21 protein-coding genes are annotated in these 20,228 nt (G+C 68.7%); 9 read left to right on the top strand and 12 right to left on the bottom strand.

The features are described from left to right. Positions 1 to 7 precede the first annotated feature (7 nt). Complete coding sequence (locus tag ACFOY2_RS22855) at positions 8 to 1,234, top strand: MFS transporter (RefSeq protein WP_379530109.1); 1,227 nt, start codon at positions 8 to 10, stop codon at positions 1,232 to 1,234. An 8-nt stretch (positions 1,235 to 1,242) separates the two neighbouring features. Here ACFOY2_RS22855 and ACFOY2_RS22850 read toward each other — a convergent pair whose 3' ends face one another. Beyond that, positions 1,243 to 2,166: an RNA polymerase sigma-70 factor gene (locus tag ACFOY2_RS22850; RefSeq protein ID WP_379530108.1), complete on the bottom strand. Its 924-nt coding sequence runs from the start codon at positions 2,164 to 2,166 to the stop codon at positions 1,243 to 1,245. A gap of 231 nt (positions 2,167 to 2,397) precedes the next feature. Between ACFOY2_RS22850 and ACFOY2_RS22845 the strand changes: the two genes are divergently transcribed. Continuing rightward, positions 2,398 to 3,138 carry an SDR family NAD(P)-dependent oxidoreductase gene (locus ACFOY2_RS22845; RefSeq protein WP_379530107.1) on the top strand — a complete coding sequence of 247 codons (741 nt, stop codon included), beginning with the start codon at positions 2,398 to 2,400 and terminating at the stop codon, positions 3,136 to 3,138. 36 nt (positions 3,139 to 3,174) lie between these two features. Here the strand turns inward: ACFOY2_RS22845 and ACFOY2_RS22840 are convergent, their stop codons facing one another. Next, the gene (locus tag ACFOY2_RS22840; RefSeq protein ID WP_379530106.1) at positions 3,175 to 3,636 is read right to left on the bottom strand and encodes a nitroreductase/quinone reductase family protein; all 462 of its coding nucleotides are present in this window, start codon (positions 3,634 to 3,636) and stop codon (positions 3,175 to 3,177) included. 181 nt (positions 3,637 to 3,817) lie between these two features. Here ACFOY2_RS22840 and ACFOY2_RS22835 point away from each other — a divergent pair, with 181 nt between their 5' ends. Next, entirely contained in the window at positions 3,818 to 4,315 is a 498-nt protein-coding gene (locus tag ACFOY2_RS22835) for a MarR family winged helix-turn-helix transcriptional regulator (protein WP_379530105.1), read from the top strand. 17 nt (positions 4,316 to 4,332) lie between these two features. On the opposite strand, the gene ACFOY2_RS22830 is transcribed toward ACFOY2_RS22835, so the two are convergent. Both ACFOY2_RS22830 and ACFOY2_RS22825 read right to left on the bottom strand, forming a co-directional pair. Then, positions 4,333 to 5,793 carry a class II fumarate hydratase gene (locus ACFOY2_RS22830; protein ID WP_379530104.1) on the bottom strand — a complete coding sequence of 487 codons (1,461 nt, stop codon included), beginning with the start codon at positions 5,791 to 5,793 and terminating at the stop codon, positions 4,333 to 4,335. Then, on the bottom strand, positions 5,790 to 7,526 hold the full coding sequence (locus ACFOY2_RS22825) for an NAD-dependent malic enzyme (RefSeq protein WP_379530103.1): 1,737 nt from the start codon (positions 7,524 to 7,526) through the stop codon (positions 5,790 to 5,792). The genes ACFOY2_RS22830 and ACFOY2_RS22825 overlap by 4 nt, the downstream gene beginning before the upstream one ends. Positions 7,527 to 7,765: 239 nt before the next feature. Here ACFOY2_RS22825 and ACFOY2_RS22820 point away from each other — a divergent pair, with 239 nt between their 5' ends. Next, entirely contained in the window at positions 7,766 to 9,118 is a 1,353-nt protein-coding gene (locus tag ACFOY2_RS22820; protein ID WP_379530102.1) for a sensor histidine kinase, read from the top strand. A 13-nt stretch (positions 9,119 to 9,131) separates the two neighbouring features. On the opposite strand, the gene ACFOY2_RS22815 is transcribed toward ACFOY2_RS22820, so the two are convergent. From ACFOY2_RS22815 to ACFOY2_RS22805, 3 genes are all read right to left on the bottom strand, one after another. Next, the gene (locus ACFOY2_RS22815) at positions 9,132 to 10,391 is read right to left on the bottom strand and encodes a S8 family serine peptidase (protein ID WP_379530101.1); all 1,260 of its coding nucleotides are present in this window, start codon (positions 10,389 to 10,391) and stop codon (positions 9,132 to 9,134) included. Beyond that, positions 10,388 to 11,248 carry a hypothetical protein gene (locus ACFOY2_RS22810; RefSeq protein ID WP_379530100.1) on the bottom strand — a complete coding sequence of 287 codons (861 nt, stop codon included), beginning with the start codon at positions 11,246 to 11,248 and terminating at the stop codon, positions 10,388 to 10,390. The genes ACFOY2_RS22815 and ACFOY2_RS22810 overlap by 4 nt, the downstream gene beginning before the upstream one ends. 76 nt (positions 11,249 to 11,324) lie before the next feature. Continuing rightward, the gene (locus ACFOY2_RS22805; protein ID WP_379530099.1) at positions 11,325 to 11,933 is read right to left on the bottom strand and encodes a TetR/AcrR family transcriptional regulator; all 609 of its coding nucleotides are present in this window, start codon (positions 11,931 to 11,933) and stop codon (positions 11,325 to 11,327) included. 114 nt (positions 11,934 to 12,047) lie between these two features. Here ACFOY2_RS22805 and ACFOY2_RS22800 point away from each other — a divergent pair, with 114 nt between their 5' ends. The 3 genes from ACFOY2_RS22800 to ACFOY2_RS22790 all read left to right on the top strand — a co-directional run bounded on the left by ACFOY2_RS22800 (position 12,048) and on the right by ACFOY2_RS22790 (position 14,217). Then, positions 12,048 to 12,863 (top strand): SDR family NAD(P)-dependent oxidoreductase, encoded by an 816-nt coding sequence (locus ACFOY2_RS22800; protein WP_379530098.1) that lies wholly within the window; start codon positions 12,048 to 12,050, stop codon positions 12,861 to 12,863. Between the two features lie 262 nt (positions 12,864 to 13,125). Then, on the top strand, positions 13,126 to 13,626 hold the full coding sequence (locus ACFOY2_RS22795; protein WP_379530097.1) for a hypothetical protein: 501 nt from the start codon (positions 13,126 to 13,128) through the stop codon (positions 13,624 to 13,626). Positions 13,627 to 13,716: 90 nt separating this feature from the next. Beyond that, positions 13,717 to 14,217 (top strand): hypothetical protein, encoded by a 501-nt coding sequence (locus ACFOY2_RS22790; RefSeq protein ID WP_379530096.1) that lies wholly within the window; start codon positions 13,717 to 13,719, stop codon positions 14,215 to 14,217. An 8-nt stretch (positions 14,218 to 14,225) separates the two neighbouring features. Here ACFOY2_RS22790 and ACFOY2_RS22785 read toward each other — a convergent pair whose 3' ends face one another. Genes ACFOY2_RS22785 through ACFOY2_RS22775 form a run of 3 tightly spaced genes read right to left on the bottom strand, consistent with a single transcriptional unit; the run spans position 14,226 to position 16,182 of the window. Next, positions 14,226 to 14,885 (bottom strand): response regulator, encoded by a 660-nt coding sequence (locus ACFOY2_RS22785; RefSeq protein WP_379530095.1) that lies wholly within the window; start codon positions 14,883 to 14,885, stop codon positions 14,226 to 14,228. Beyond that, entirely contained in the window at positions 14,882 to 16,036 is a 1,155-nt protein-coding gene (locus tag ACFOY2_RS22780) for a sensor histidine kinase (protein ID WP_379530094.1), read from the bottom strand. Before ACFOY2_RS22780 ends, ACFOY2_RS22785 begins: the two co-directional genes overlap by 4 nt. Next, entirely contained in the window at positions 16,033 to 16,182 is a 150-nt protein-coding gene (locus tag ACFOY2_RS22775) for a hypothetical protein (protein WP_379530093.1), read from the bottom strand. Before ACFOY2_RS22775 ends, ACFOY2_RS22780 begins: the two co-directional genes overlap by 4 nt. A 381-nt stretch (positions 16,183 to 16,563) precedes the next feature. Here ACFOY2_RS22775 and ACFOY2_RS22770 point away from each other — a divergent pair, with 381 nt between their 5' ends. Together ACFOY2_RS22770 and ACFOY2_RS22765 are read left to right on the top strand one after the other, a co-directional pair. Then, positions 16,564 to 17,478, top strand: a complete 915-nt coding sequence (locus ACFOY2_RS22770) for an alpha/beta fold hydrolase (RefSeq protein WP_379530092.1) — start codon at positions 16,564 to 16,566, stop codon at positions 17,476 to 17,478. 407 nt (positions 17,479 to 17,885) lie between these two features. Then, positions 17,886 to 18,389, top strand: coding sequence for an inclusion body family protein (locus ACFOY2_RS22765; RefSeq protein WP_379530091.1), 504 nt, complete (start codon positions 17,886 to 17,888; stop codon positions 18,387 to 18,389). 144 nt (positions 18,390 to 18,533) lie between these two features. On the opposite strand, the gene ACFOY2_RS22760 is transcribed toward ACFOY2_RS22765, so the two are convergent. Beyond that, positions 18,534 to 19,013 (bottom strand): hypothetical protein, encoded by a 480-nt coding sequence (locus tag ACFOY2_RS22760; protein ID WP_379530090.1) that lies wholly within the window; start codon positions 19,011 to 19,013, stop codon positions 18,534 to 18,536. Positions 19,014 to 19,285: 272 nt separating this feature from the next. After that, entirely contained in the window at positions 19,286 to 19,492 is a 207-nt protein-coding gene (locus ACFOY2_RS22755; protein WP_349447250.1) for a cold-shock protein, read from the bottom strand. Between the last annotated feature and the right edge of the window lie 736 nt (positions 19,493 to 20,228).

Here is a 20,228-nt window from a genome sequence, read left to right as displayed (position 1 = left end):
TGCGTGTGTGAGCGACTACGCAGCGTCACTTTCCGTCGAGGGGAGGTCCCGGCGCCGGTGGGTCGTGTTGCTGCTCTGCTGGGCCTCGCTCACCATGACCTCCGTCGACCGCTCCACGTGGGGGCCCGCGTCGCTGCAGGCGGGCGCGGCGCTGGGGGTGTCGCTGGCAGGGCTGGGGGCGTTCGCGACCGCGTACTACGTCGGGTACGTGCTGTCCAACGTCGGCGGCGGGCTGCTCGGCGACCGGATCGGGAGCCGGGTCGTGCTGTCGGGGTCGCTGTTCACGGCAGGCGGGTTCATGGTGGCGTTCGGATCCGTGTCCTCAGCCGGGGCGGGGATCGCGGTGCAGGCGCTGATCGGGCTCTGCGCGGGGGCCGACTTCGCGGCCGGCGTCAAGCTCATCGCCTCCTGGTTCGGGGAGCGGGAACGCGGGCTGGCGATGGGCGTGTTCACGATGGCCTCCTCCCTCGGCACGATGATCGCCAACGCGGTCGTGCCCCGGCTGATCCAGGCGTACGACTGGCGGTCCTCCTACCACCTGTTCGGGGTCGTGTCGATGGGGCTCGCCCTGCTCTGCCTGGCGCTGCTGCGCGACCGGCGCGAGCTGTCGGTACGGCTGCCGCCGCTGCGCGGCCTGGTTCGCGACCGTGACCTGATGCTGCTCGGCCTGGCCGGCTTCGGCGGGCTGTGGGGCACGTACGGGTTCGTGACCTGGTCCAACACCCTCATGGTCAGGGGGCACGGGATCGACCCGGTGGCGGCGGGGACCGTGGTCGTGGTGTTCGCGGCGGCGGGCGCGGTGGGCAAGCCGGTCATCGGCCTGGCCACGGACCTGGCAGGACGAGGGCGCAAATGGCCGGCGGTCGCGGTGCTGGTGGCCTTCGCGGGCTGCCTGCTGGTGTTCGGCGGCATGGAGTCGGAGTCGGCGTTCCTGGCGATGGCGGCGGTCGCGGGGCTGGGGGCCTACCTGTACTCGCCGCTGCTGGTCGCCATGGTGCCAGGGCTGTCGGGAACCGCGCTGGCGGGCTCGGCGGCGGGCGCGATGAACGCGCTGGCACAGTTGGGCAGCGTCACCGTGCCTGTCGTGGTGGGGGCGATCTACCAGGTCACCGGCTCGTTCTCCGCCGCCTTCGCGACCCTGGCCGCGGGCCCGCTCGTGGGCGCCGTGGTGTTGTCGTTCGTCCGAGAAGCAGGAACCGCGGGCCGCCCCTCCCCGCAGGGCGTCGGCGCGTGACGGACCAGCTATCCCGTGGGGCGGCGTGCCCGTCTTACCTCGCGGTCGATTGCCCAGGCGTCCGCCACTGGGCCCATGTGCCCGAGCTTGTCGGGGTTGATCACCGCGTGGATCGTCTGGATCCGCCCGTCGAGTACATCGAGCGCCAGAGTGTGGAGCACCCTGCCGTCCCGGTCGCGGAAGATCGCGCCCGGTTGGCCGTTGAGCTCGTGCGGCTCGCCCGTCACCCCGATCAGGGCCATCCGGGGGAAGGCGGAGGCGAGCAGCCGGGCCACGTTCCGGGCGCCGACGAGGACCTTGGCCAGTTGCGGGGCCTTGCCGCCGCCGTCGCCGACCATCGACACGTCGGCGGCCAGCAGGTTCCGCAGGCCGACGACGTCGCCTTCGCGGAGGGCGTCGAAGAATTGCGACGCCAGTTCTTCCCGCTCTTTGCGGTCCGCGGCGAAACGGGGCCGGCCCGCGGCCATGTGGCGTCGCGCCCGTACCGCCAACTGGCGGCACGCCGCCTCCGAGCGTCCCACGGCGGACGCGACCTCGGGAAAGCCGAAGTCGAACACCTCGCGCAGCACGAAGACCGCTCGTTCGAGCGGGGACAGCCGCTCCAGCAGCACCAGGGCGGCCGTCGACACCGAGTCGGCCAGCTCCGCCGCCTGCTCCGGGTTCTGGTACGGGTCGGCGAGCAGCGGCTCGGGCAGCCACGGTCCGACGTACTTCTCCCGCCGGACGCGGGCCGAACGCAGCACGTCGATGGAGATCCGGGCCACCGTGGCCGACAGGAATGCCTTGGCCGACGTGGGCTCGGCCGGGGCGGCCTCGAAGCGCAGCCAGGTCTCCTGGACCGCGTCCTCGGCCTCACTCACGCTGCCCAGAATCCGGTAGGCGACCGAGAACAACAGCGGCCGCAGCTCCTGGAACTCCTCGGCCCTGCTCATCCCTTGGAACCCCTGAACTCCCGCTCGGCCTCGGTGTCTGAGAAGCCGCGCCCCTCGGCCCGTTCAGAACCGGCGGCGATCCGCAGCGAGAGGTTCATCATCCGCTCCTTGATCGATGATTGCCCGCACCCTCAAGACGAGACAGCCACCCCGCCAGTGACATCTCCGCCTTGATTGTGAGGCTACTCACACCGTGTCACAGCGCCATCGGCGCCTCTCGTCTCAGGGAGCATGACGCATTCGGAACAGACCTCGGTGTTGATCACCGGAGGCAACAAGGGGCTCGGTTTTGAGTCGGCCAGGCGGCTCGGGGAACGGGGATGGACGGTCTTCCTCGGCTCACGCGACGAAGGCCGGGGACAGGCGGCCGCCGACAAGCTGACCGCCGGCGGCGCGAACGTGGTCATGGTCCCGCTGGACGTGACCTCGGAGGAGTCCGTGACGGACGCCGTACGGCTCGTCCGTGAGCACACCGACCGGCTGGACGTGCTGATCAACAACGCCGGCGTGGGAAGGGCCGTCGCGCCGGCGGAGGCGACGGCTGACGAGGTTCACTCCGTCTACGACACCAACGTGTACGGACCGGTCAGGGTCACGCACGCGTTCCTTCCCCTGCTGCGGGCGGCGGACAATCCGCGGGTGGTGATGGTGTCCAGCGCCGTCGGCACCTTCGCGGTCGTGACCGATCCGGAACAGCCCGCCTCGAAACTGCACGAGCTCGCCTACAGCTCGTCGAAAGCGGCGCTGAACATGATCACCGTCCGGTACGCCCAGGCGCTCCCGGAGATCAAGTTCAACCTGATCACTCCCGGAGAAGTCGTCAACCACAAGTTCACCGCCACCGACATGAACCATCACACCGGCGAGTTGACGGTCACCGAGGGCACCGACCCGATCGTCAAGCTCGCGACGATCGACGCCGACGGGCCGACCGGGATCTTCATCGATCGCCTCGGCCCCATCGCCTGGTGACCATCGCCCTTGACGTCGGGACGCCCTGAGCCTGGGTCAGGCGGGGCGGGGTGCCAGACGGATGACGGGCAGTTCCCGGTCGGTCTTGTCCTGGTAGGAGGTGAAACGGGGGGCGGCGGTGGTGATCTGCTGCCACGCCTGGTCGCGCTCGGCTCCGTGGAGTTGTTCGGGGGTGACGGGGATGGTGCGGCCGTCGACCTCGATGGTGACCTTGTCGGGGTGGGCGGCGAGGTTGTAGTACCAGCCGGGATTGCCGGTGGCGCCCATCGCGGAGGCGACGATCACGTAGCTGCCGTCCTGGCCGGGAAACCAGCCGACCGGGTTCTTGCGTTCGGCTCCGCTCTTGGCGCCCACGGTGATGAGGATCAGGGCGTTGAATCCCATCATCTGACCGCCCCTGCGGCGGATCCGCCGGGCCATGATCCGGTTCATCAGCCGGAACAACGGTCCTGACGGCTGGCGGGTGCCGTGGGTGCCCTTGCGGGTGCTGAAGCTCATGTGCTCACCAATTCCCGATAGGCTCTGATTGCCTGTTCGAACAAGTAAATACCGTAACCCATTCCCGGCCTCGCGCGACCTGCGCCACCATTCCCCCACGCGTAGGGAGGCCCGCGCGCACGGCCTGGCGGTAGACTCATGCCTGTCTGAGCATCTATCAACGGGCTGGGAGGTGACCCGCGTGAGCAGGCCGAAGGACCCCGGCGCCGCCGACATGGTGTGCGCGCCGCTGCCCGCATCGGTCCAGGCGGGGCCGATGAATCACGCGATCGTCCGCGTGGCACGCCTGCACCGCATGCTCGCCGCCCAGCTCCTGCGTCGCGTCGGCCTGCATCCCGCCCAGGAACTGGTGCTGATGCAACTGTGGGACCACGGCCCCCAGCGTCAGATCGACCTCGTCCGGATGCTCGGTTCCGACGCCGCCACCATGACCCGCACCATCCAGCGTCTGGAGCACGCCGGGTTCGTCCGCCGCAGGCCCAGCCCCACCGACAAACGCGCCACCATCATCGAGGCCACCCCCGCCGGCCGAGCCGTCCGCCGGCAGATCGAGGACATCTGGACCGAACTCGAAACCGCCACCGCCGCGGGCCTCACCCCCGACCAGCAGTCCGAAGCCCTCAAAGTCCTGCGGCAGATCGAAGACAGCCTCGCCCGCGCCGCCTCTTCCTCCATCTGAGATCTCCCGGCTGTTCGTCAGCGCCGGGTGCCGCCGTCGGGACTGGGCACTCCCGGCCGGGTGAGGCGTTCGGGATCGACGATCTTGTCGTAGAGGTCCGCGCTGATGCCGCACTGGAGTGCGGCGTCCTTGAGGGCCAGGCCCTTGTCGAGGGCGTAGTGGGCGATGCGGGCGGCCTGGTCGTAACCGACGACGGGGCTGAGCGCGGTCACCATCATGATCGAGTGGTCGATGTTGTGGTGCAGCTTCTCCGTGTTCAGCCGGGCCCCTTCGACCAGGTAGGTGCGGAAGTGGTCCATCATGTCGGCCAGGATGCGCGCTGAGTGCAGCACGTTCCTGATGATCACCGGACGGAAGGCGTTCAGCTCGAAATTGCCCTCCGCGCCGGCCATCGAGACGGCGCTGTCATTGCCCGCCACCTGGATGGCGACCATCAGCATGGCCTCGGCCTGGGTCGGGTTGACCTTGCCTGGCATGATGGACGACCCGGGCTCGTTGGACGGCAGGATCAGCTCATGCAGTCCGGTACGCGGCCCGGAGCCCAGCCAGCGCAGGTCGTTGGCGAACTTGAAGAGCGGCGTGGCCAGGGCGCGCAGCGCCGCGGATGCGCGTACCAGGTCGTCGCAGGAGGCCTGGGCGGCGAAGGAGTTGGGCGCGCTGGTGAAGGGTCGCCCGGTGAGCTCGGCGATCTTCGCGGCCACCTCCTGCCCGAAGCCGGGCGGCGCGTTCAGCCCGGTGCCGACCGCAGTGCCGCCGATCGCCAGCCGGAACAGTCCGCCACGAGTACGTTCGAGATGGTCCATCGCATCGGTGAGCTGGGCCGCGTAGCCGGACCACTCCTGGCCGACGGTCAGCGGGGTGGCGTCCTCCAGATGGGTGCGGCCGATCTTGACCACGTGCTTCCACTCGCGACTCTTGCGGGCGGCGGCGTCGCGCAGCCGGGAGACGGCGGGCAGCACGTGATCGTCGATGGCCTCGGCGGCGGCGATGTGCATCGCGGTGACGAAGGTGTCGTTGGACGACTGGCCCATGTTCACGTGGTCATTGGGATGCACGGGGTCCTTGCTGCCCAGCCGCCCGCCCACCAGCTGGATCGCCCGGTTGGAGATCACCTCGTTGACGTTCATGTTGGACTGGGTGCCCGAGCCGGTCTGCCAGACGTACAGGGGGAACTCACTGTCGAGCTCGCCGCGGATGATCTCGTCGGAGACCCGGCTGATCAGGTCGGCCTGCCATTGGGGCAGACGGCCTGCGCGGGCGTTGACGATCGCGGCCGCCTTCTTGATGTAGCCGTAGGCGTGGTAGACGGCCTTGGGCATGCGGTCGTCGCCGATGTCGAAGTGGATCAGCGACCGCTGGGTCTGGGCGCCCCAGTAGTGCTCGGCCGGGACCTTGATCTCGCCGAGGGAGTCGCTCTCCGTCCGGGTGCCGGTGGCGTGCAGCCCGATCGGCACGTCGCGGACGTGGGGCGCGCTCATCGCCCGTTCCCGTGGACGGGGCGGTACTTCGGCTGCCACATGGCGTCCTGGACCTGCTGGATCGTGTCGCGCAGCGTGGTACGGGCCAGGTGTTCCTCGGCTGCCCGGTTGGCGACGGCGACGGCGACCGTGGCCGATACCTCGCGCAGATTGTCCACCTGGGGCAGCAGCGAGGCGCCTGCGGCCGAGACGTCGACCAGGCCCCCGACGGCTTCCGCTGCCGCCTGGAACATGCCGGGGCTGACCCGGCGCGCCCGCGAGACCACCACGCCCAGCCCCAGCCCCGGGTACAGCAGGGCGTTGTTGGCCTGGGCGATGGCGTAGGTGACGCCGTCGTAGGTGATCGGCTCGACCGGGATGCCGGTGGCGATCAGGGCGCGGCCCTCGGTCCAGCGGATGAGGTCGGCGGGCATCGCCTCGATCCGCTCGGTCGGGTTGGAGATCGGGAAGATGATCGGCCGTTCGACCCCTGCGGCCATCGTGCGCACGATCTTCTCGGTGAACGCGCCGTGCGCGGTGGAGGTGCCCAGCAGCATCGTCGGCTTGACCCGGTCGACGACCTCGGCCAGCGAGATGCCACGCTCGCCCCGGGGCCAGCCGGTGACCTCGTCCCGGGGACGGGCGTAGGGCCGCTGGAAGTCGCGCAGGTCGGTCATGTCGTCGATGAGCAGGCCCTGCTTGTCGATGGGCCAGATCCGCCGGGTCGCGGTGTCGTGGTCCAGGCCGTCGCGGATCATCGCGTCGCGCAGTTGGTCGGCGTTGCCGATGCCGGCGGTGCCGGCGCCGAAGATGACGATCCGCTGGTCCCGCATCGGCGTTCCTGACACGCGGACGGCGCTGAGCATGGCGGCCAGCACGATCGCGCCGGTGCCCTGCATGTCGTCGTTGAAGGTGCAGATGCGCCCGGTGTACTTCTCCAGGATCCGCCGGGCGTTGGACGGGCCGAAGTCCTCCCAGTGCAGCAGGGCGCCGGGGAACATCCGGGTGGCCGTGGTGACGTAGGCGTCGATGAAGTCGTCGTAGCGCCGGCCCCGCACCCGGGAGTGCCGGTTGCCGACGTAGGCGATGTCGTTGAGCAGCGCCTCGTTGTCGGTGCCGACGTCGAGGGCGACCGGGATGACCCGGGCGGGGTCGATGCCCGCCGCGGCCGTGTAGACGGCCAGCTTGCCGGCGGCGATCCCGGCGCCGCCGCCCACCCCCCAGTCGCCGATGCCGAGGATCTGCTCCGCGTCCGAGGCCACGATCAGATCGACGTCGTCCGGGCTCAGCTCCAGGTTCTTGAACGCCCGCTCGATCCCGCCCGGGTCGTCGATGGACAGGTACACGCCTCTCGGACGGCGGTACTGGTAACTGTAGGTTCTGATCGCCTCGGCCACCGTCGGGTCGTAGACGATGGGCAACATCTCGCGCAGGTGATCGCTCAGGAGCCGGTAGTACAGCACTTCGTTACGATCCCGCAGCGCCTCCAAGTAGACGTTCTTGAGCAGGTTCGTCGACTGTGCCCGTACCTGCACATACACCCGCCGCACCTGCTCCTCCAGGGTCTCGACCACCGGTGGCAGCAGGCCCTCCAGGCCCAGCTCCGCCCGCTCCTGCGAGGAGAAGGCCGTGCCCTTGTTCAGCAGCGGCTCCCGCAGCACCGCCAGCCCCCGCAGCGACGTCACGTAGCTGCCGTCAGGCTGTTCGGCGAACATCAGGCTCGGCAGATCCGGCTTCCTCTTCCCAGGCGACATGGTCGTCCCCTTTCTGAGCAGCGCTCGGCCCGGAACTCCCTGCCCATGCCATGGGCGCGGATGCCGAGCTTCAGTCAGGACCATCCCTCATGCCGACAAAAGGCCCATTGCGGACCCCAGCCTGCCGAAGCGATGGATCCGGATATTTGCTCTTTCCTGGCGATGAATCTCCCCGTTGCTGGCTAGAGATGGGACGAGGGGACCTTACGGGGGTGCCCGATCACGAAGGATGATCAGAGGTGAGCCGGTGGCGCGGCTGTTCGATCCGGGCTCGCCTGGCCATCGTGGCCGGCGTGGTGATGGCGCTCATCTGTGCGGCCGTGGCGGCATTCGTGTTGGTGTCGGTCCGGGCGGCGACGGTCCAGGATCGGCAGGATCAGCTCTTCTCCCACGCCGTGGAACTGGGCAGGCACCTGCGCCACAGTGACGCCTCCTCCCTGGTCGCCTCCGTGCGGGGGCAGGCGCTTCAGGTGTTCGACCCCTCGGGCGTCATGGTCGCGGCCACGCCCAGCATGGCGGGCAAGCCGCCGATGACCACCTTGCGTCCCGACCCCGACGCCTACGCCACCGCCACCTCCTGCGACCGCCGGCTGTTCGGCGGCGGGTGCGCGATCGTGATCGCCTACCCCGTCCACCGCTCCGACGGGGTGTGGCAGCTCGACCTCGCCGTCCCGGACGTTCCCTGGTACGTCAAGACCGCCCTGGTGGTTCCGCTGGCGGTCGGCGGGCTGCTGCTGATCGGGGCCGGCGCCATGGGCAGCTACCGGATCGTGGGCAAGACCCTTCAGCCGGTGAGCGCGATCACCAGCAACCTGGCCAGGATCACCGCCAGCGACCTCGGCCCCCGGGTGCCGGTGCCCGCCTACCGCGACGAGCTGCGGGACCTGGCCGAGACCGCGAACCGGACCCTGGATCGGGCCCAGTCGGCGGTCGAACAGCAACTCCGCTTCGCCTCTGACGCCTCCCACGACCTGCGCAGCCCGCTGACCGCCATGCGGGCCAGGATCGAGGAGGCGCTGATGTATCCGGAGGACACCGACTGGCCGCAGGCCGGGCACGCGCTGCTGGAGAGCGTGGATCGGATGCAGGCGCTGGTCGGCGATCTGCTGGAGGTGGCCAGGCTGGACGCGGGCGTCACCGGCCGCCACGAGGTGATCAACCTGAGCGAGTTGGTGCGGTGCGAGCTGGACCGGCGCCCGGCCAAGGCCGCCCTGCGACACTGTCTGACCCCCATGGTGGTGGTGGACGGCGAGCGGATCAAGCTGGCCCGGCTGCTGAGCAACCTGCTGGACAACGCCGAACGGCACGCCGCTTCCGCCGTCACCGTGACCCTGACCCTCGCCGACGGCGTCGCGGCGCTGGAGGTGTGCGATGACGGCGAGGGCGTCGCCCCCGAGTTGCGGGAGGTCATCTTCCAGCGGTTCGCGCGCCTGGAGGCGTCCCGGATCAGGGACGTCGGCGGCACCGGGCTCGGGTTGCCGATCGCCCGGCAGATCGCCGAGACCCACGGCGGCACCCTGACCGCCGAAGACAGTCCGCGCGGCGCCCGGTTCGTGCTACGCCTGCCCGCCCACGGGACCGAACCTTCCTGAAGGCTCCGGCGGCTCATCCCATGTTTCTTGGTGGGCCATAAGGCGCTGCCTGCCCGAATGCGCCGTCCGCCGGGCGGCCGGGTGCGGGGCGCGCGCGTGGCCGGCGCATCAGCAGCGCCGCGCCGAGCAGGAACAGCAGCCCCACTCCTGCGGCCCCGCCGCCCACGGTCACGAAGCCCATGTCGATCGGCGGGTTGGTGCTCGCTGAGGCGACCGGTCCGCCGCCGAAGTACTCCTTCCCCTTGTACGGGGCCGCTGCGATCTTGGCATCCTTGGCGGCGCCTGCCGCCTGCACCGCCGCCGCCGCGTCGATCAGCCCGAACCCGAGGAACACGTTGTAGCCTCCCGCCGGCTTCTTGGCGGTCCGAATCAGGATGTCGCGCACCTGCCGGGGCGTCAGGTCGGGATTGCGGGACAACATCAGTGCCGCGGTGCCCGCCGCGAGCGCGCAGGCGGGGGAGGTGCCCTCTCCCGTCCGGTAGCCGCCGCGGTTATTGGCGAAGTAAATGTCCACGCCGGGTGCGCTGATCGTGTTGTACGTGTGCACCTGGGAGAAGTCCGCCCGCTTGCCGTCGGGTCCCGTCGCCGCCACCGCGATCACTCCCGGGTGCGCGGCCGGGTAGGCGACGACGTTGTTCGCGTCGACCTCCAGCGGGTCGGTGGATCCGCCGTTGCCCGCGCTGGCCATCAGGATGACGCCCTTGCCGAGGGCGTAGTCGACGGCCGCGGCCGTGGTGTCGTCGTAGGCGTCGCCCAGGTTCCACTCGTCGGTGCCGAGGGACATGGAGATCACTCTGGCGCCCTTGTCGACGGCGTATCGGATGCCCTTGGCCAGCGCGTTGCCCCTTTTGAGGCTCTCCTCGTCGGCGGCGATGCGGCCGGACTTGGTGGCGGCCTCCGCGCGCTTGCGTGCCGGGTCCTCATGGTCCCAGATCACCCGTACCGAGAGCACCTGCGCCTGGGGGGCGACCCGCAGCACGCTGGAGGCCATGGAGGTGCCGTGCGCGCCCCAGTACGACTGCCCCGGCCGTGCGCCTCCGCCGATGAAGTCGGGGCCGCTCGTCACCCGTCCGCGGAATTCCGGATGGTCCTCCATGACCCCGCTGTCCAGGACCGCGACGGTGATCCCCTTGCCCTGCCCGAGCCGCTGCGCGGCGGGCACCTTCATGGCCTGCTGTTCCCAGCCCCGCGGCGCCTCGGCCAAGGCTGGCGTGGAGGTGGCCGCGACCAGGCCGGCGACGAGCGCGGCCGTGCGGGCCAACCTGCGGATCATGATCCTGCCTTCCGGGTTTCGGCGTTCAGCCGGGTGGCGAGGCTTTCCGCGAGCCCTTGGGCGGTGTGCGCCCACGCCGCGCGGTCCTCCTTCTGCGGGAACGCTCTCTTGCCCCACGGTTCCGGCAGCCGTCCTGGCCTGCGGCCGTCCGCCGGTCCCGTGGTGACCGCCACGAATATGGGCGCCTCCCCGGTGATCCGGCCGCCGTTGCCGGTGCGCGCGGAGTCGTTCCACTGGGTGCCGGGCGCGGCCAGGGCGCGCACCGTGTGGTCCGGCTTCTCCTGCGCATCATCCACGATTTCCTGCAGATCGCTGCGGGCACGAGCATCGCGGAAGGCGACCAGCGCCACGGTGGCGGCCGTCCCTCCGGTGTCGTCCACGTACGTGGCGCGCATGGCCGCCACGCAGCCCCGGTCGGCGGCCTCCCGGGCCAGCGCGCCGGAGAGCGCCGCCTTGCAGGAGGTGTCGGTGGAGATCGCGGCTCTGGTCCAGCCGCGCTCGTCGTTCGGGATGCGATATCCCTTGTCGGGGTGCTCCCGGCCGAGCTGCGGCGGGAACAGCGTCTCGACGGGCACGTTACGCCACAGTTGTCTGGAGTACTCAGGGTTGTGGATGGTCTGTTGGCTGTTGGAGTAGGCGTGCGCGATGAGCGCGCCGCCGCCGAGCACGGCCAGCAGGCCGAAGCCCGCGACGACCAACCCCACGGCGACCCGCCAGGCGCTGCGCGCGGGCCGCGCCGGCGGCTGTGGCTGCTGGTATTGGTGCTGGTAGGGGCCCGGCGCGTAGGGGTGGGGATGCCCGGCGGGCGGCTGAGGGGGATGGGGCCCCGGCCCGGAGCCGGACGGGGGGTACATCATCGTCTCTCCTGCCGTACGAGCCGGTCGGACCCGCTGGTCGATTTGTGCCTTCTGACCTTATCGGTCCGCGGGTGCGTCAAGAACGTCTGCCTTCCGGCCGCATGGCCTTGAGGAAGACGTCGACGAGGGTGTCGGCGTACTGCGGGGTCAGAGGGCCGGAGCGGAGCAGCCAGCGCTGGTAGAGGGGGGCGTACAGCAGCTCGAGCGCCAGGTCGAGGTCGGCGTCCGCGGCGAGCTGCCCGGCCCGCTGCGCACTGCGCAGCCGGGTCTTCTTGGCCTCGTCCAGCGGATCGGCCAGCTTCTCGCGATACTGGGCGGCCAGGGCGGGGTCGTTGATGATCTCGGTGTTGAGCGCGCGGATCGGCCCCTCGAACGCCGGGTCGGCGAACTCGGCCACCGTCGCCCGCATCACTGCCTTGAGATCGGTCTCCACATCGCCCGTGTCGGGCAGCGCCGTGCTCAGCTCGGGCCCGGTCTCGCTCAGGGCCAGGAAGGCGTCGAAGATCACCGCGCCCTTGGACGACCACCAGCGGTAGATGGTCTGTTTCCCCACGCCGGCCCGGGCCGCGATGGCCTCGATGGTCAGCTTGGCGTATCCGACCTCGGAGATCAGCTCGCGGGCGGCGGTGAGGATGGCCTGCCGGGAGCGCTCGCTGCGGCGGGTGGGGTTGGGCTGCTTGACCATGCCCGGGATTGTATCACCAATATGAGACGAGACGTTCCGTCTTGACAGTCGGTTTGGCGAGACGTACCGTCTTGTCTCGCCACAGAGGAACCTGAACAGGAGGAGGTGGAGCCCATGAGCCGGGTGTGGTTCATCACGGGTGCGTCGCGAGGTCTGGGCCGGGCGTTCGCGGAGGCGGCGCTGCAGGCGGGGGACCGTGTCGTCGGGGCCGCGCGGAACGTCGAGCCGCTCGCCGACCTTGCCCAGAAATATCCCGACAAACTAGTACGGCTGCCGCTTGACGTCTGCGACCGCGCGGCCGTGTTCGAGGGCGTGGACCGTGCGGCGGCGGCCTTCGGCAGGCTCGACATCGTGCTCAACAACGCCGGCGGCATGCTGCTGGGCATGGTGGAGGAGGCGACGGAAGAGCAGATCAGGGCCCACTTCGACGTCAACCTCTTCGGCGCGCTCTGGGTCACCCAGGCCGTGATCCCGCACCTGCGGGCCCAAGGCTCCGGGCACATCCTGCAGGTCACGACGATGGGCACCGGCGGTGGTTTCCCGATGGTCGGCCTGTACGCGGCCGGCAAGTCGGCGCTCGACTCGGTCTCCGAGGCCGTGGCGATGGAGACCGAGCAGTTCGGCGTCAAGCTCACCATCGTCCAGATGGGCGGCTACGACACCGGCCTGTTCACCGCGGGCACCACGGCGACGACACCCGACCCGCGCTACCAGGAGCTGCGCGACAAGCTGACCGAGATGTGGGGCGACGACGCCGGTCCCGCCCCGAGCGCGGCGGCTCCCGTGATCATGGAGTTGGTCGACCTGCCGGAGCCGCCCCGGCGTCTCATCGTCGGAAGCGCGTCCTTCGATATCGTGCGGCAGGACCTTGAGGCCCGAACGGCGCAATACCGCGCCTGGGAAAGCCTCAGCCGTAAGGCGCCCGGATGAACATAGCCGATCACCCTACGTGAGAAAGCTTCTGGAAGGGCGCCTTATCGCGTGCATGTCAGGGTTTTCGACCTGCCCTTCAGTAAACCTTCTGACCTGGGGATTCTATTTGTCCTAATGGCGTTGGACATTGTTTGGACGGCTGGATAAAGCGAATGTGTTGCCGCTGCCGGAAATCGGCGTCCACAGTAGTGGTATTCCCGGCCGGCAGGCGAACAGAATCGCCTCGCCTGGTCATCTGGGAATTTCGAAAGGAGATCCTATGTTCGGACGAAAAGGTATCGCAGGAGCGGCTCTCGTCCTCGGGGTGGCGGCGGCGCAACTCGTCGCAGGGTTACCCGCGTCGGCGCAGGCGGAGGCGAGCGCCGCCGCCGCGCCGGGCTGGTCGGCGAAATCGTATCTGAGGATGGGTTACCACGACCGCTGCAAAGGCTGGTCCAGGATCAAGGTCCCGTACAAGAGCGGCAACCGCATCACGACCAGCCGGCAGGTCCACTGCGAGAAAGGCGAGTGGGGTAGGCAGGCCGTGATCAAGACGACCCTGGAGCAGTACCGGGGGCTCGGCATCTGGCGGACGAAGGCCACCTCGACGGTGAAGAAGGGCAGGGCGGCGTTCACCGTGACGACGTCCCCTTCATGGAAGTGCTCGGGCGGTAGCCAGCTCTACCGCAACCAGACGAAGGTCCATCTCTACTCGGTCCTGCGCGGCAGCAAGGCGGTCACCCTGTACCAGCGCACGCAGGAGCGCCGGATCCGGTGTTGATCCCGGGCCGGGATCCGGCCCGGCCGAACGTCCGCCCTTGGCGCCCGAGACAGCGTCAAGGGCCTTCTTCCCGAAGGAGCTGAACGGCGGATGGGATCGCGTGGAAGACACGTCCTGGTGTGGAGCGGGGGTGCGGCGGTCGTCGCCCTCCTGCTGTGGACGACGGTCTCGGCGGCGGCGGAGGAGCCGTACGCGGAGGTCAAGAAGCAGTACATCGCCGCGGTCGACGCGGTGTGCGAACAGGCGTTCCAGCAGTCGGAACTCCACCAGCAGGAACCCGCGAACCTGGGCGAGGAGGCGGACGAACTGCGCCGCGTGGCCCAGTCGATGAGCGGGACCGTCACCGCGATAGAGGCGATCGAGCCTCCCGCCCGCGACGCGCCGCGGGTGCGGGAGGGCTTCTTCACACCGGCCAGGGCGCTGGCCGCGAGCCTGCGCGACCTCAGCGGACGTGCGGACGCGGCGCTGCGCGCGGGCAAGGAGGACGAGGCGGCCAGAGCGGTGGAGCAGTCCTTGGAGCCCGACGAGAACGAGAAGGCGCTGCGCTCCTTCGCGGCCGCGTACGGCTTCAGGACCTGCGCGGGTGAGTGACGGCCGCCTCAGGTCACCAGGCCCCTGCGGTAGGCGTACACCACCGCCTGCACGCGGTCACGCAGGTCGAGCTTGGTGAGGATGCGCGACACGTACGTCTTGACGGTCTCCTGGCTGATCACCAACGTCGCGGCGATCTCGCTGTTGGACAGGCCGTTGGCGATGAGGCGCAGCACCTCCAGTTCGCGCGGGGTCAGCGCGACGTCGTCCGGCGTGCCCTGGGCGGGACGGATCCGGGCCGCGTACCTGCCGACGAGCTGCCGCGTCACCTCGGGGGCCAGCAGCGCGGCCCCCATCGCGACGGTGCGGATTCCGTGCAGCAACTGCGCCGGCGGGGCGTCCTTGAGCAGGAACCCGCTCGCCCCCGCGCGCAGCGCCTCGTAGACGTACTCGTCCAGGTTGAACGTCGTCACCACGAGCACCTTGACGGGATTGGCCACCCCCGCGCCGGCCAGCAGGCGGGTCGCCTCGATGCCGTCGAGGACCGGCATCCGCACGTCCATCACCACCATGTCGGGGTTCACCCGGCGGGCGAGGTCGACCGCGGCGCGACCGTCCCCGCACTCGCCCACCACCTCGAGGTCGGGCTGCGCGTCGATGATCGTCGCGAACCCGGTGCGGATCAGCGGTTGGTCGTCGCAGATCAGGACTCGGACCGGTGCGCTCATGACGGGCTCCCCGCGGGGATGTACGCCCGTACGACGAAGCCGCCGTCCGCCCGCCGGTCCGCGCTGAACTCGCCGCCCAGCGCGTCGACCCGCTGGCGGAGCCCGGCCAGGCCCCGCCCGCTCCCGCCGGGGGAGCGGCTTCGCGAGCCGGAACCGTCGGTGCTGACCTCCACGGTGATCTCCTTTTCGCCATGGCGCACGCGGACCTCGGTGCGGCTGCCATGGGCGTATTTGAGGGCGTTCGTCAGGGCTTCCTGTACGACCCTATAGGCGACGATCTCGGCGCTGCCGATCGAGTCGGCGGGTCTGCCCTCCTCGGCGAACTCCACCGGCTGCCCGGCCTGCCGGGTCTGCTCCACGAGCGTGCGCAGGTCGCCGGCGGCCGGGGACCTGCCGTCGGTGTCGTGGTCGGGGTTGAGCAGGTCGAGCAGGTGCCGCAGATCGGTGATGGCCCGCCGGCCGGTGTCGGTGATGGCGCCCAGGGTCGCGTCGAGACGATCGGGTACGGCCGTCAGGTAGCGTGCCGCCTCGGCCTGCACGACCATCGCCGTCACATGGTGGGTCACGACGTCGTGGAGTTCGCGGGCGATGCGGGTGCGTTCGGCGGTGCGGGTGGCCTCGGCGACGCGGAGGCGGTGTTCGGCCTCGGCGACTCGGGTGGAGCGCAGCCAGGACCCGATGCACCACGTCGCGGCCAGCATCACGTAGAACGTGACGAATCCATCCAGGCCCTCGGTCGAGCCGAGCTGGTCGAGCGCGACCGCCAGCGCCACATACGCGGCGGATAGGACGGCCACGGCGGTGCGCCGGTGGCGTTCCAGATGGGCGCCCGCGCTCAGCAGCGCGAAGGCTATCGCGCTGCCCGCGACCATGTGGTAGCTGAGGAGTTCGGCGATGACGAAGCCGAGCGAGACCAGGATGAGGGAGACGGCCGGCCACCGCCGGCGTACGGCGAGGGGGAGGCATTCCAGGGCGAGAATCACGGCGGCCAGCGCGTCGAAGGGACGCCCAGGAAGGTCGCCGACCTGCGTCTCCTGGCCGCGGAGCACCGGCAGGAACGAGGCGATGATGAGCAGCAGCGCGAGCGGGAAGTCCCGTACCGTGACGTCACACCGCTGCCACAGGTCGGGGACGCGGCGAAGGTCGATCACCGGGAGAGCGTAGCGGTCGTGCCGGCCAGGGTGCCGCGCCGGCGAGGGACCAGGGTGAGAAGCGGATTCCCCCGCACCGCACCCACGCCCATGCCGCCGATGAGGGCGACCGCGGCGACGGCCACCAACTGCTTCAACAGTCGCATGACGACTCCTTCTGAGCTTCCGCGACCGGAGCGGCGCGGCTGGCGAAACGTTAAGGAATCGACGGCCCCCGAAGCGTCACCGCACGGTGGACACTCGCCGGTAGCTCGCACGGGGGACAAACCATTTCTGCCCGCGCCGGCCGCCTCGACGTGCTGGTCAAGGGACAGCCGGTGGCGCGCCACTCCTGGCACGGCGATCGCGATCCTGCCCGACCGGCCTGCACCGGCGGTGCCCTGGTGACCGTTGGGCGAGGCCGTCCCTTGTCCCCCGTGCGAGCTACCGGCGAATGTCCACCATGTGGTGACGATTCCGGAGCTCTCGATTCCATAGCGTTACGGCCATAGCCACTGCGCTCCGGCCGCTCGGCATAAATTCGCTCATTGGAGGACATCGTGTTCCGCAGGATCAAGGCAACCGTCCTGACCGCACTGTGCTGCACCGTGATCGGTGCGGGACTCGCCGGTTGTGAGGCCGACTCGACGGACGACTGGGACCCCTTCGCCTCCACTACGCGGAAAGCCGATGCCGACCTGATCACCGGAACCAAGAAGATCGATGTCGGGGGCCGATCGGTGAACGTGTCCTGTTCCGGCGACCCGGAGAAGGGCAAGCCGGTCATCATGCTGATGCACGGAGGGGGCGACGGGCTGGACAAGATGGCCGCCATCCAGAAGACGCTGAGCCAGAAGAACCGGGTCTGCTCCTACGACCGGCTCGGCGCGGGCGCGAGCGACCAGCCGGACGGCCCGCAGACCTTCGCCGGCACTGGGAAGGTTCTGACCGGGGTGCTCGACCGCGTCGCCGGTGACGGCCCGGTCGTCCTGGCCGGGCACTCGCTGGGCGGGCTGATCGCCGCCAGGTACGCCCCCGACCATCAGGACAGGGTCAAGGGGCTGGTCCTGCTGGACACCACGTCACCCACCATGGTCGAGGACATCACGAAGGCGATCCCTGAGTCCGCCACGGGCCCTGCGGCCGAGGTGCGCGCACAGAACCTCGCGATCTTCCAGGGAAAGAACCCGGAGAAGCTCGCCATCACCGATGGGAAGGTGCGTTCTGCCGGGAACATCCCGGTGGAGGTGATCCAGCATGGGAAGCAGTACCTCGCGGCCGTCCCCCAGTACGGGCCGCGTCTGGAGCAGGCGTGGACCGCGGGCCAGCGCAAGTGGCTTGAACTGTCCGGCAGCAGCAAGCTGAGCACGGCCAAGAACAGCGGGCACTACGTCTACGTCGACGAGCCTGATGTCGCCGTCCAGGCCATTGAGCGCGTCACCTCGCAGGCGAACGGTGGATGATCGTACTTCACCCAAGGATTCCTCCCCGAGTATTCGCATGCCACTTAAATGTCTTTCGGCAGGCGCGGAACTCGCGATATGTAATCAAGCCGGAGGCGAACGCCCCGGTAATGCACATCTGTCTTACCTGCCACATCTGTTCGGGGCGGGGTGCCGTTCTCTTGGTCCCCCGGACGCGTCCCGGCTGCTCATCGCGTCGGCGTGAAGTGTTACGGGATAACACGATCTTTTTATGTCACAATATGCGCTCTTGACAACACTTCACGGAAAACATCATGGTAGAGGCGTTCGCCCAGCGGCCTTCGAGATGCGTGCGCCACCGATCGACCGCATAGACGGTCGAGTCGTGGTCGCTGGATTCTGGACTACGGTCTGTTTTTGTCCGCCACGACAGGGAGAGTTTCTGTATGTCGGAATTCATCAACGTCCTCATCGCCATCGATGCGGAAACCATTCTCGGAAGGTTCGGCAAGAACAACGACCCGAACAGCCCGACGTCGATCCCCGACAGCAGCAACCTGATCTACATGACCACCCGGCAGAACCAGCTCGGAAGCACTCCGGGCAGCGAACTGACAGTCAACGCCTCCCCGATGGACATCATCAGGTGGCGTGAGACGACGCTATCGCTGAACTCCGAGTACACCGGCATCCTCTACAGGTTCAACGCCCTGTCAGGACAGAACCTGATCAGCTCCCCCATAGCAAGGTCGGTGGTTCTCAACGAGCCGCTGCCGAACAGTCAGGACCCGTTGAATCCCAGCACCCAGAAAATCAACAGCTACTACTGGGAGTGCGAGGTCCTGGACACGGGGACGGTCACCTACAACTTCAGTTTCATGATTCTCAACCACAAGGGCGAGAAGCAGGGTTACTACTACTGGGACCCCTTCATCAATATTCAGCCCTGACAGAGCCGGTGCGCCGGCCTTGAGGTCGTACTGACCCTGCCGGCCGGCAACCCCTGAGCCACCGAGCGGCCTTCACCCAGAAAGTGCTCCCGAACTCGGATTGAGTTCGGGAGCACTTTCTAGGCTCGGTGCAAGGAAGGGTCGCTAGCTGCAATTGCCCCAGCTGGAACGACCGGTACCCCAAATTGGTCCGCCACCGAGCGTCTGGATCGATGACCACCACTTGACGCACGTGCCCGCCGCGTAGGCGCTGACAGCCGCGTAATGGGCGTATTGCCCGCTGTCAGATACAGGGTTCTTGCCCTGGCGCTCCAAAATGGCCTCCGTGAAGCCGGTGACGCCGTGCGCCTGACCGACCCTCTTGGTGACCACACAGTTTTCCTGATATTGACCGTTCCACAACAGGTAGCCGGTTGCCAGGGTGATGTTGTTTCTCCGGTCGGGGATATCGGCCCAGTCGAGCACCGAATAGCTGCCGTTCGGCCAGCCACACCCCTGCTCAGAAGTGACAACGGAGCTCAGGTCGTGGGCCGAGGCGGGAGAGGCCGCAAACATGGTCGAGGCGAGCGCAAGACCGAGGGCCACACCGGTGCGTTGGAGTATGCGCCGGTACGTGCGGGGCATGGCGGGTCCTTTCGGGAACGATACGTCGACACTCCGGCAGGGACTGCCGCCGGATGTGGCTGAATTCGTCCGCCAGCCTAGATTCAGTATGCTGCCGCGTGCGCGCGCTGTCCTTGACGCAGCGTCCACAGTTTCTTGACGCTCGGTCCACTCCGGGAGTTGTTCCGCCTCGGCGAGCGAGCAGCTTCGTTCCGCAGGGCGACGACCTTGGGGTGGAACGAGAACAGGGCCCGCCCCAAGGGGGCGGGCCCTGCCTCATGGCGCGTACCAGATCAGGCGGGGACGATGTTCTCCGCCTGCGGGCCCTTCTGGCCCTGGACGACGTCGAAGGACACCTTCTGCCCCTCGGTCAGCTCGCGGTAGCCGCCGTTGGAGACGATGTTGGAGTAGTGGGCGAAGACGTCGGCGCCGCCGCCGTCCTGCGCGATGAAGCCGAAGCCCTTTTCAGAGTTGAACCACTTGACGGTTCCGGTAGCCATGCCGATCTCCTTCAGAAATGTGCAGGGAACTGGAGAATTCACTCCGTGTGAATTCTCGTGTCGCCGCGATGAGCCCATCCGGAGAAGACCGGTAAACTGAAAACGCGCCTGACGATCATGTCTGTCAGGCGCGCATGAAGTCACTATGGGTGCCATAACTGCAACGCCCGGCAGCCTATCACACATGTGGCGCTCTCTTGTAATGGAGAGCCGTGGCAACCTGGTCTCCCTGGCGAACATGCAGGCGCCGCTCCAGCCCGTTTCACGTGCAGGTGGCCCCTGATGTGCGCGTTCGGGTGGTCGGCGACAAGGATGATGTCCATCGCCTCCCTCTCTGCGCCAGATACCGACCAGCACTCCCAATCTCGACATTGCGCCTGCCGACAATGTCATTCGCGCAGGTCATGCCGTCCCGCCACCGTTTGGGCGGGGCTGGTCAGGGCTGCGGTTCGTGGTCCACGATCGGGACCGGACGTCGGGGAAGATCCTTGAATCCGTCGCCAAATGTTGCCGGCAACTTCAGGTGGATGACACTGGGCGGGGCCCAGGTCCGACAGCCGGGTTGCCTTCGCGCCCCCGCTACCCTCCCGCGGATGAAGATCCTCGGATGGGGAGAGCTCTCGGGGGTGGTACGGGCCCCTGTGGCTGGGGCGGTCTGGGGGTGGCGCTGGGATGCCGCTGTCCAAGCCATGGCGGAATGAGCAGGCCCGCCGGCAGGAGGGCTGGGGGCGGGAAC

Source organism: Nonomuraea purpurea, assembly GCF_042650645.1.
Taxonomy (GTDB): Bacteria; Actinomycetota; Actinomycetes; order Streptosporangiales; family Streptosporangiaceae; genus Nonomuraea; species Nonomuraea purpurea.
This window is presented reverse-complemented; position numbering and strand designations above follow the sequence as displayed.

Excerpts from the sequence above, each read along its gene's own strand:
- ACFOY2_RS22850 (WP_379530108.1), bottom strand. The coding sequence starts at position 2,166 with ATGAGCAGGGCCGAGGAGTTCCAGGAGCTGCGGCCGCTGTTGTTCTCG.
- ACFOY2_RS22845 (WP_379530107.1), top strand. The coding sequence starts at position 2,398 with ATGACGCATTCGGAACAGACCTCGGTGTTGATCACCGGAGGCAACAAG.
- ACFOY2_RS22840 (WP_379530106.1), bottom strand. The coding sequence starts at position 3,636 with ATGAGCTTCAGCACCCGCAAGGGCACCCACGGCACCCGCCAGCCGTCA.
- ACFOY2_RS22830 (WP_379530104.1), bottom strand. The coding sequence starts at position 5,793 with ATGAGCGCGCCCCACGTCCGCGACGTGCCGATCGGGCTGCACGCCACC.
- ACFOY2_RS22825 (WP_379530103.1), bottom strand. The coding sequence starts at position 7,526 with ATGTCGCCTGGGAAGAGGAAGCCGGATCTGCCGAGCCTGATGTTCGCC.
- ACFOY2_RS22815 (WP_379530101.1), bottom strand. The coding sequence starts at position 10,391 with ATGATCCGCAGGTTGGCCCGCACGGCCGCGCTCGTCGCCGGCCTGGTC.
- ACFOY2_RS22810 (WP_379530100.1), bottom strand. The coding sequence starts at position 11,248 with ATGATGTACCCCCCGTCCGGCTCCGGGCCGGGGCCCCATCCCCCTCAG.
- ACFOY2_RS22805 (WP_379530099.1), bottom strand. The coding sequence starts at position 11,933 with ATGGTCAAGCAGCCCAACCCCACCCGCCGCAGCGAGCGCTCCCGGCAG.
- ACFOY2_RS22800 (WP_379530098.1), top strand. The coding sequence starts at position 12,048 with ATGAGCCGGGTGTGGTTCATCACGGGTGCGTCGCGAGGTCTGGGCCGG.
- ACFOY2_RS22795 (WP_379530097.1), top strand. The coding sequence starts at position 13,126 with ATGTTCGGACGAAAAGGTATCGCAGGAGCGGCTCTCGTCCTCGGGGTG.
- ACFOY2_RS22790 (WP_379530096.1), top strand. The coding sequence starts at position 13,717 with ATGGGATCGCGTGGAAGACACGTCCTGGTGTGGAGCGGGGGTGCGGCG.
- ACFOY2_RS22785 (WP_379530095.1), bottom strand. The coding sequence starts at position 14,885 with ATGAGCGCACCGGTCCGAGTCCTGATCTGCGACGACCAACCGCTGATC.
- ACFOY2_RS22775 (WP_379530093.1), bottom strand. The coding sequence starts at position 16,182 with ATGCGACTGTTGAAGCAGTTGGTGGCCGTCGCCGCGGTCGCCCTCATC.
- ACFOY2_RS22765 (WP_379530091.1), top strand. The coding sequence starts at position 17,886 with ATGTCGGAATTCATCAACGTCCTCATCGCCATCGATGCGGAAACCATT.
- ACFOY2_RS22760 (WP_379530090.1), bottom strand. The coding sequence starts at position 19,013 with ATGCCCCGCACGTACCGGCGCATACTCCAACGCACCGGTGTGGCCCTC.
- ACFOY2_RS22755 (WP_349447250.1), bottom strand. The coding sequence starts at position 19,492 with ATGGCTACCGGAACCGTCAAGTGGTTCAACTCTGAAAAGGGCTTCGGC.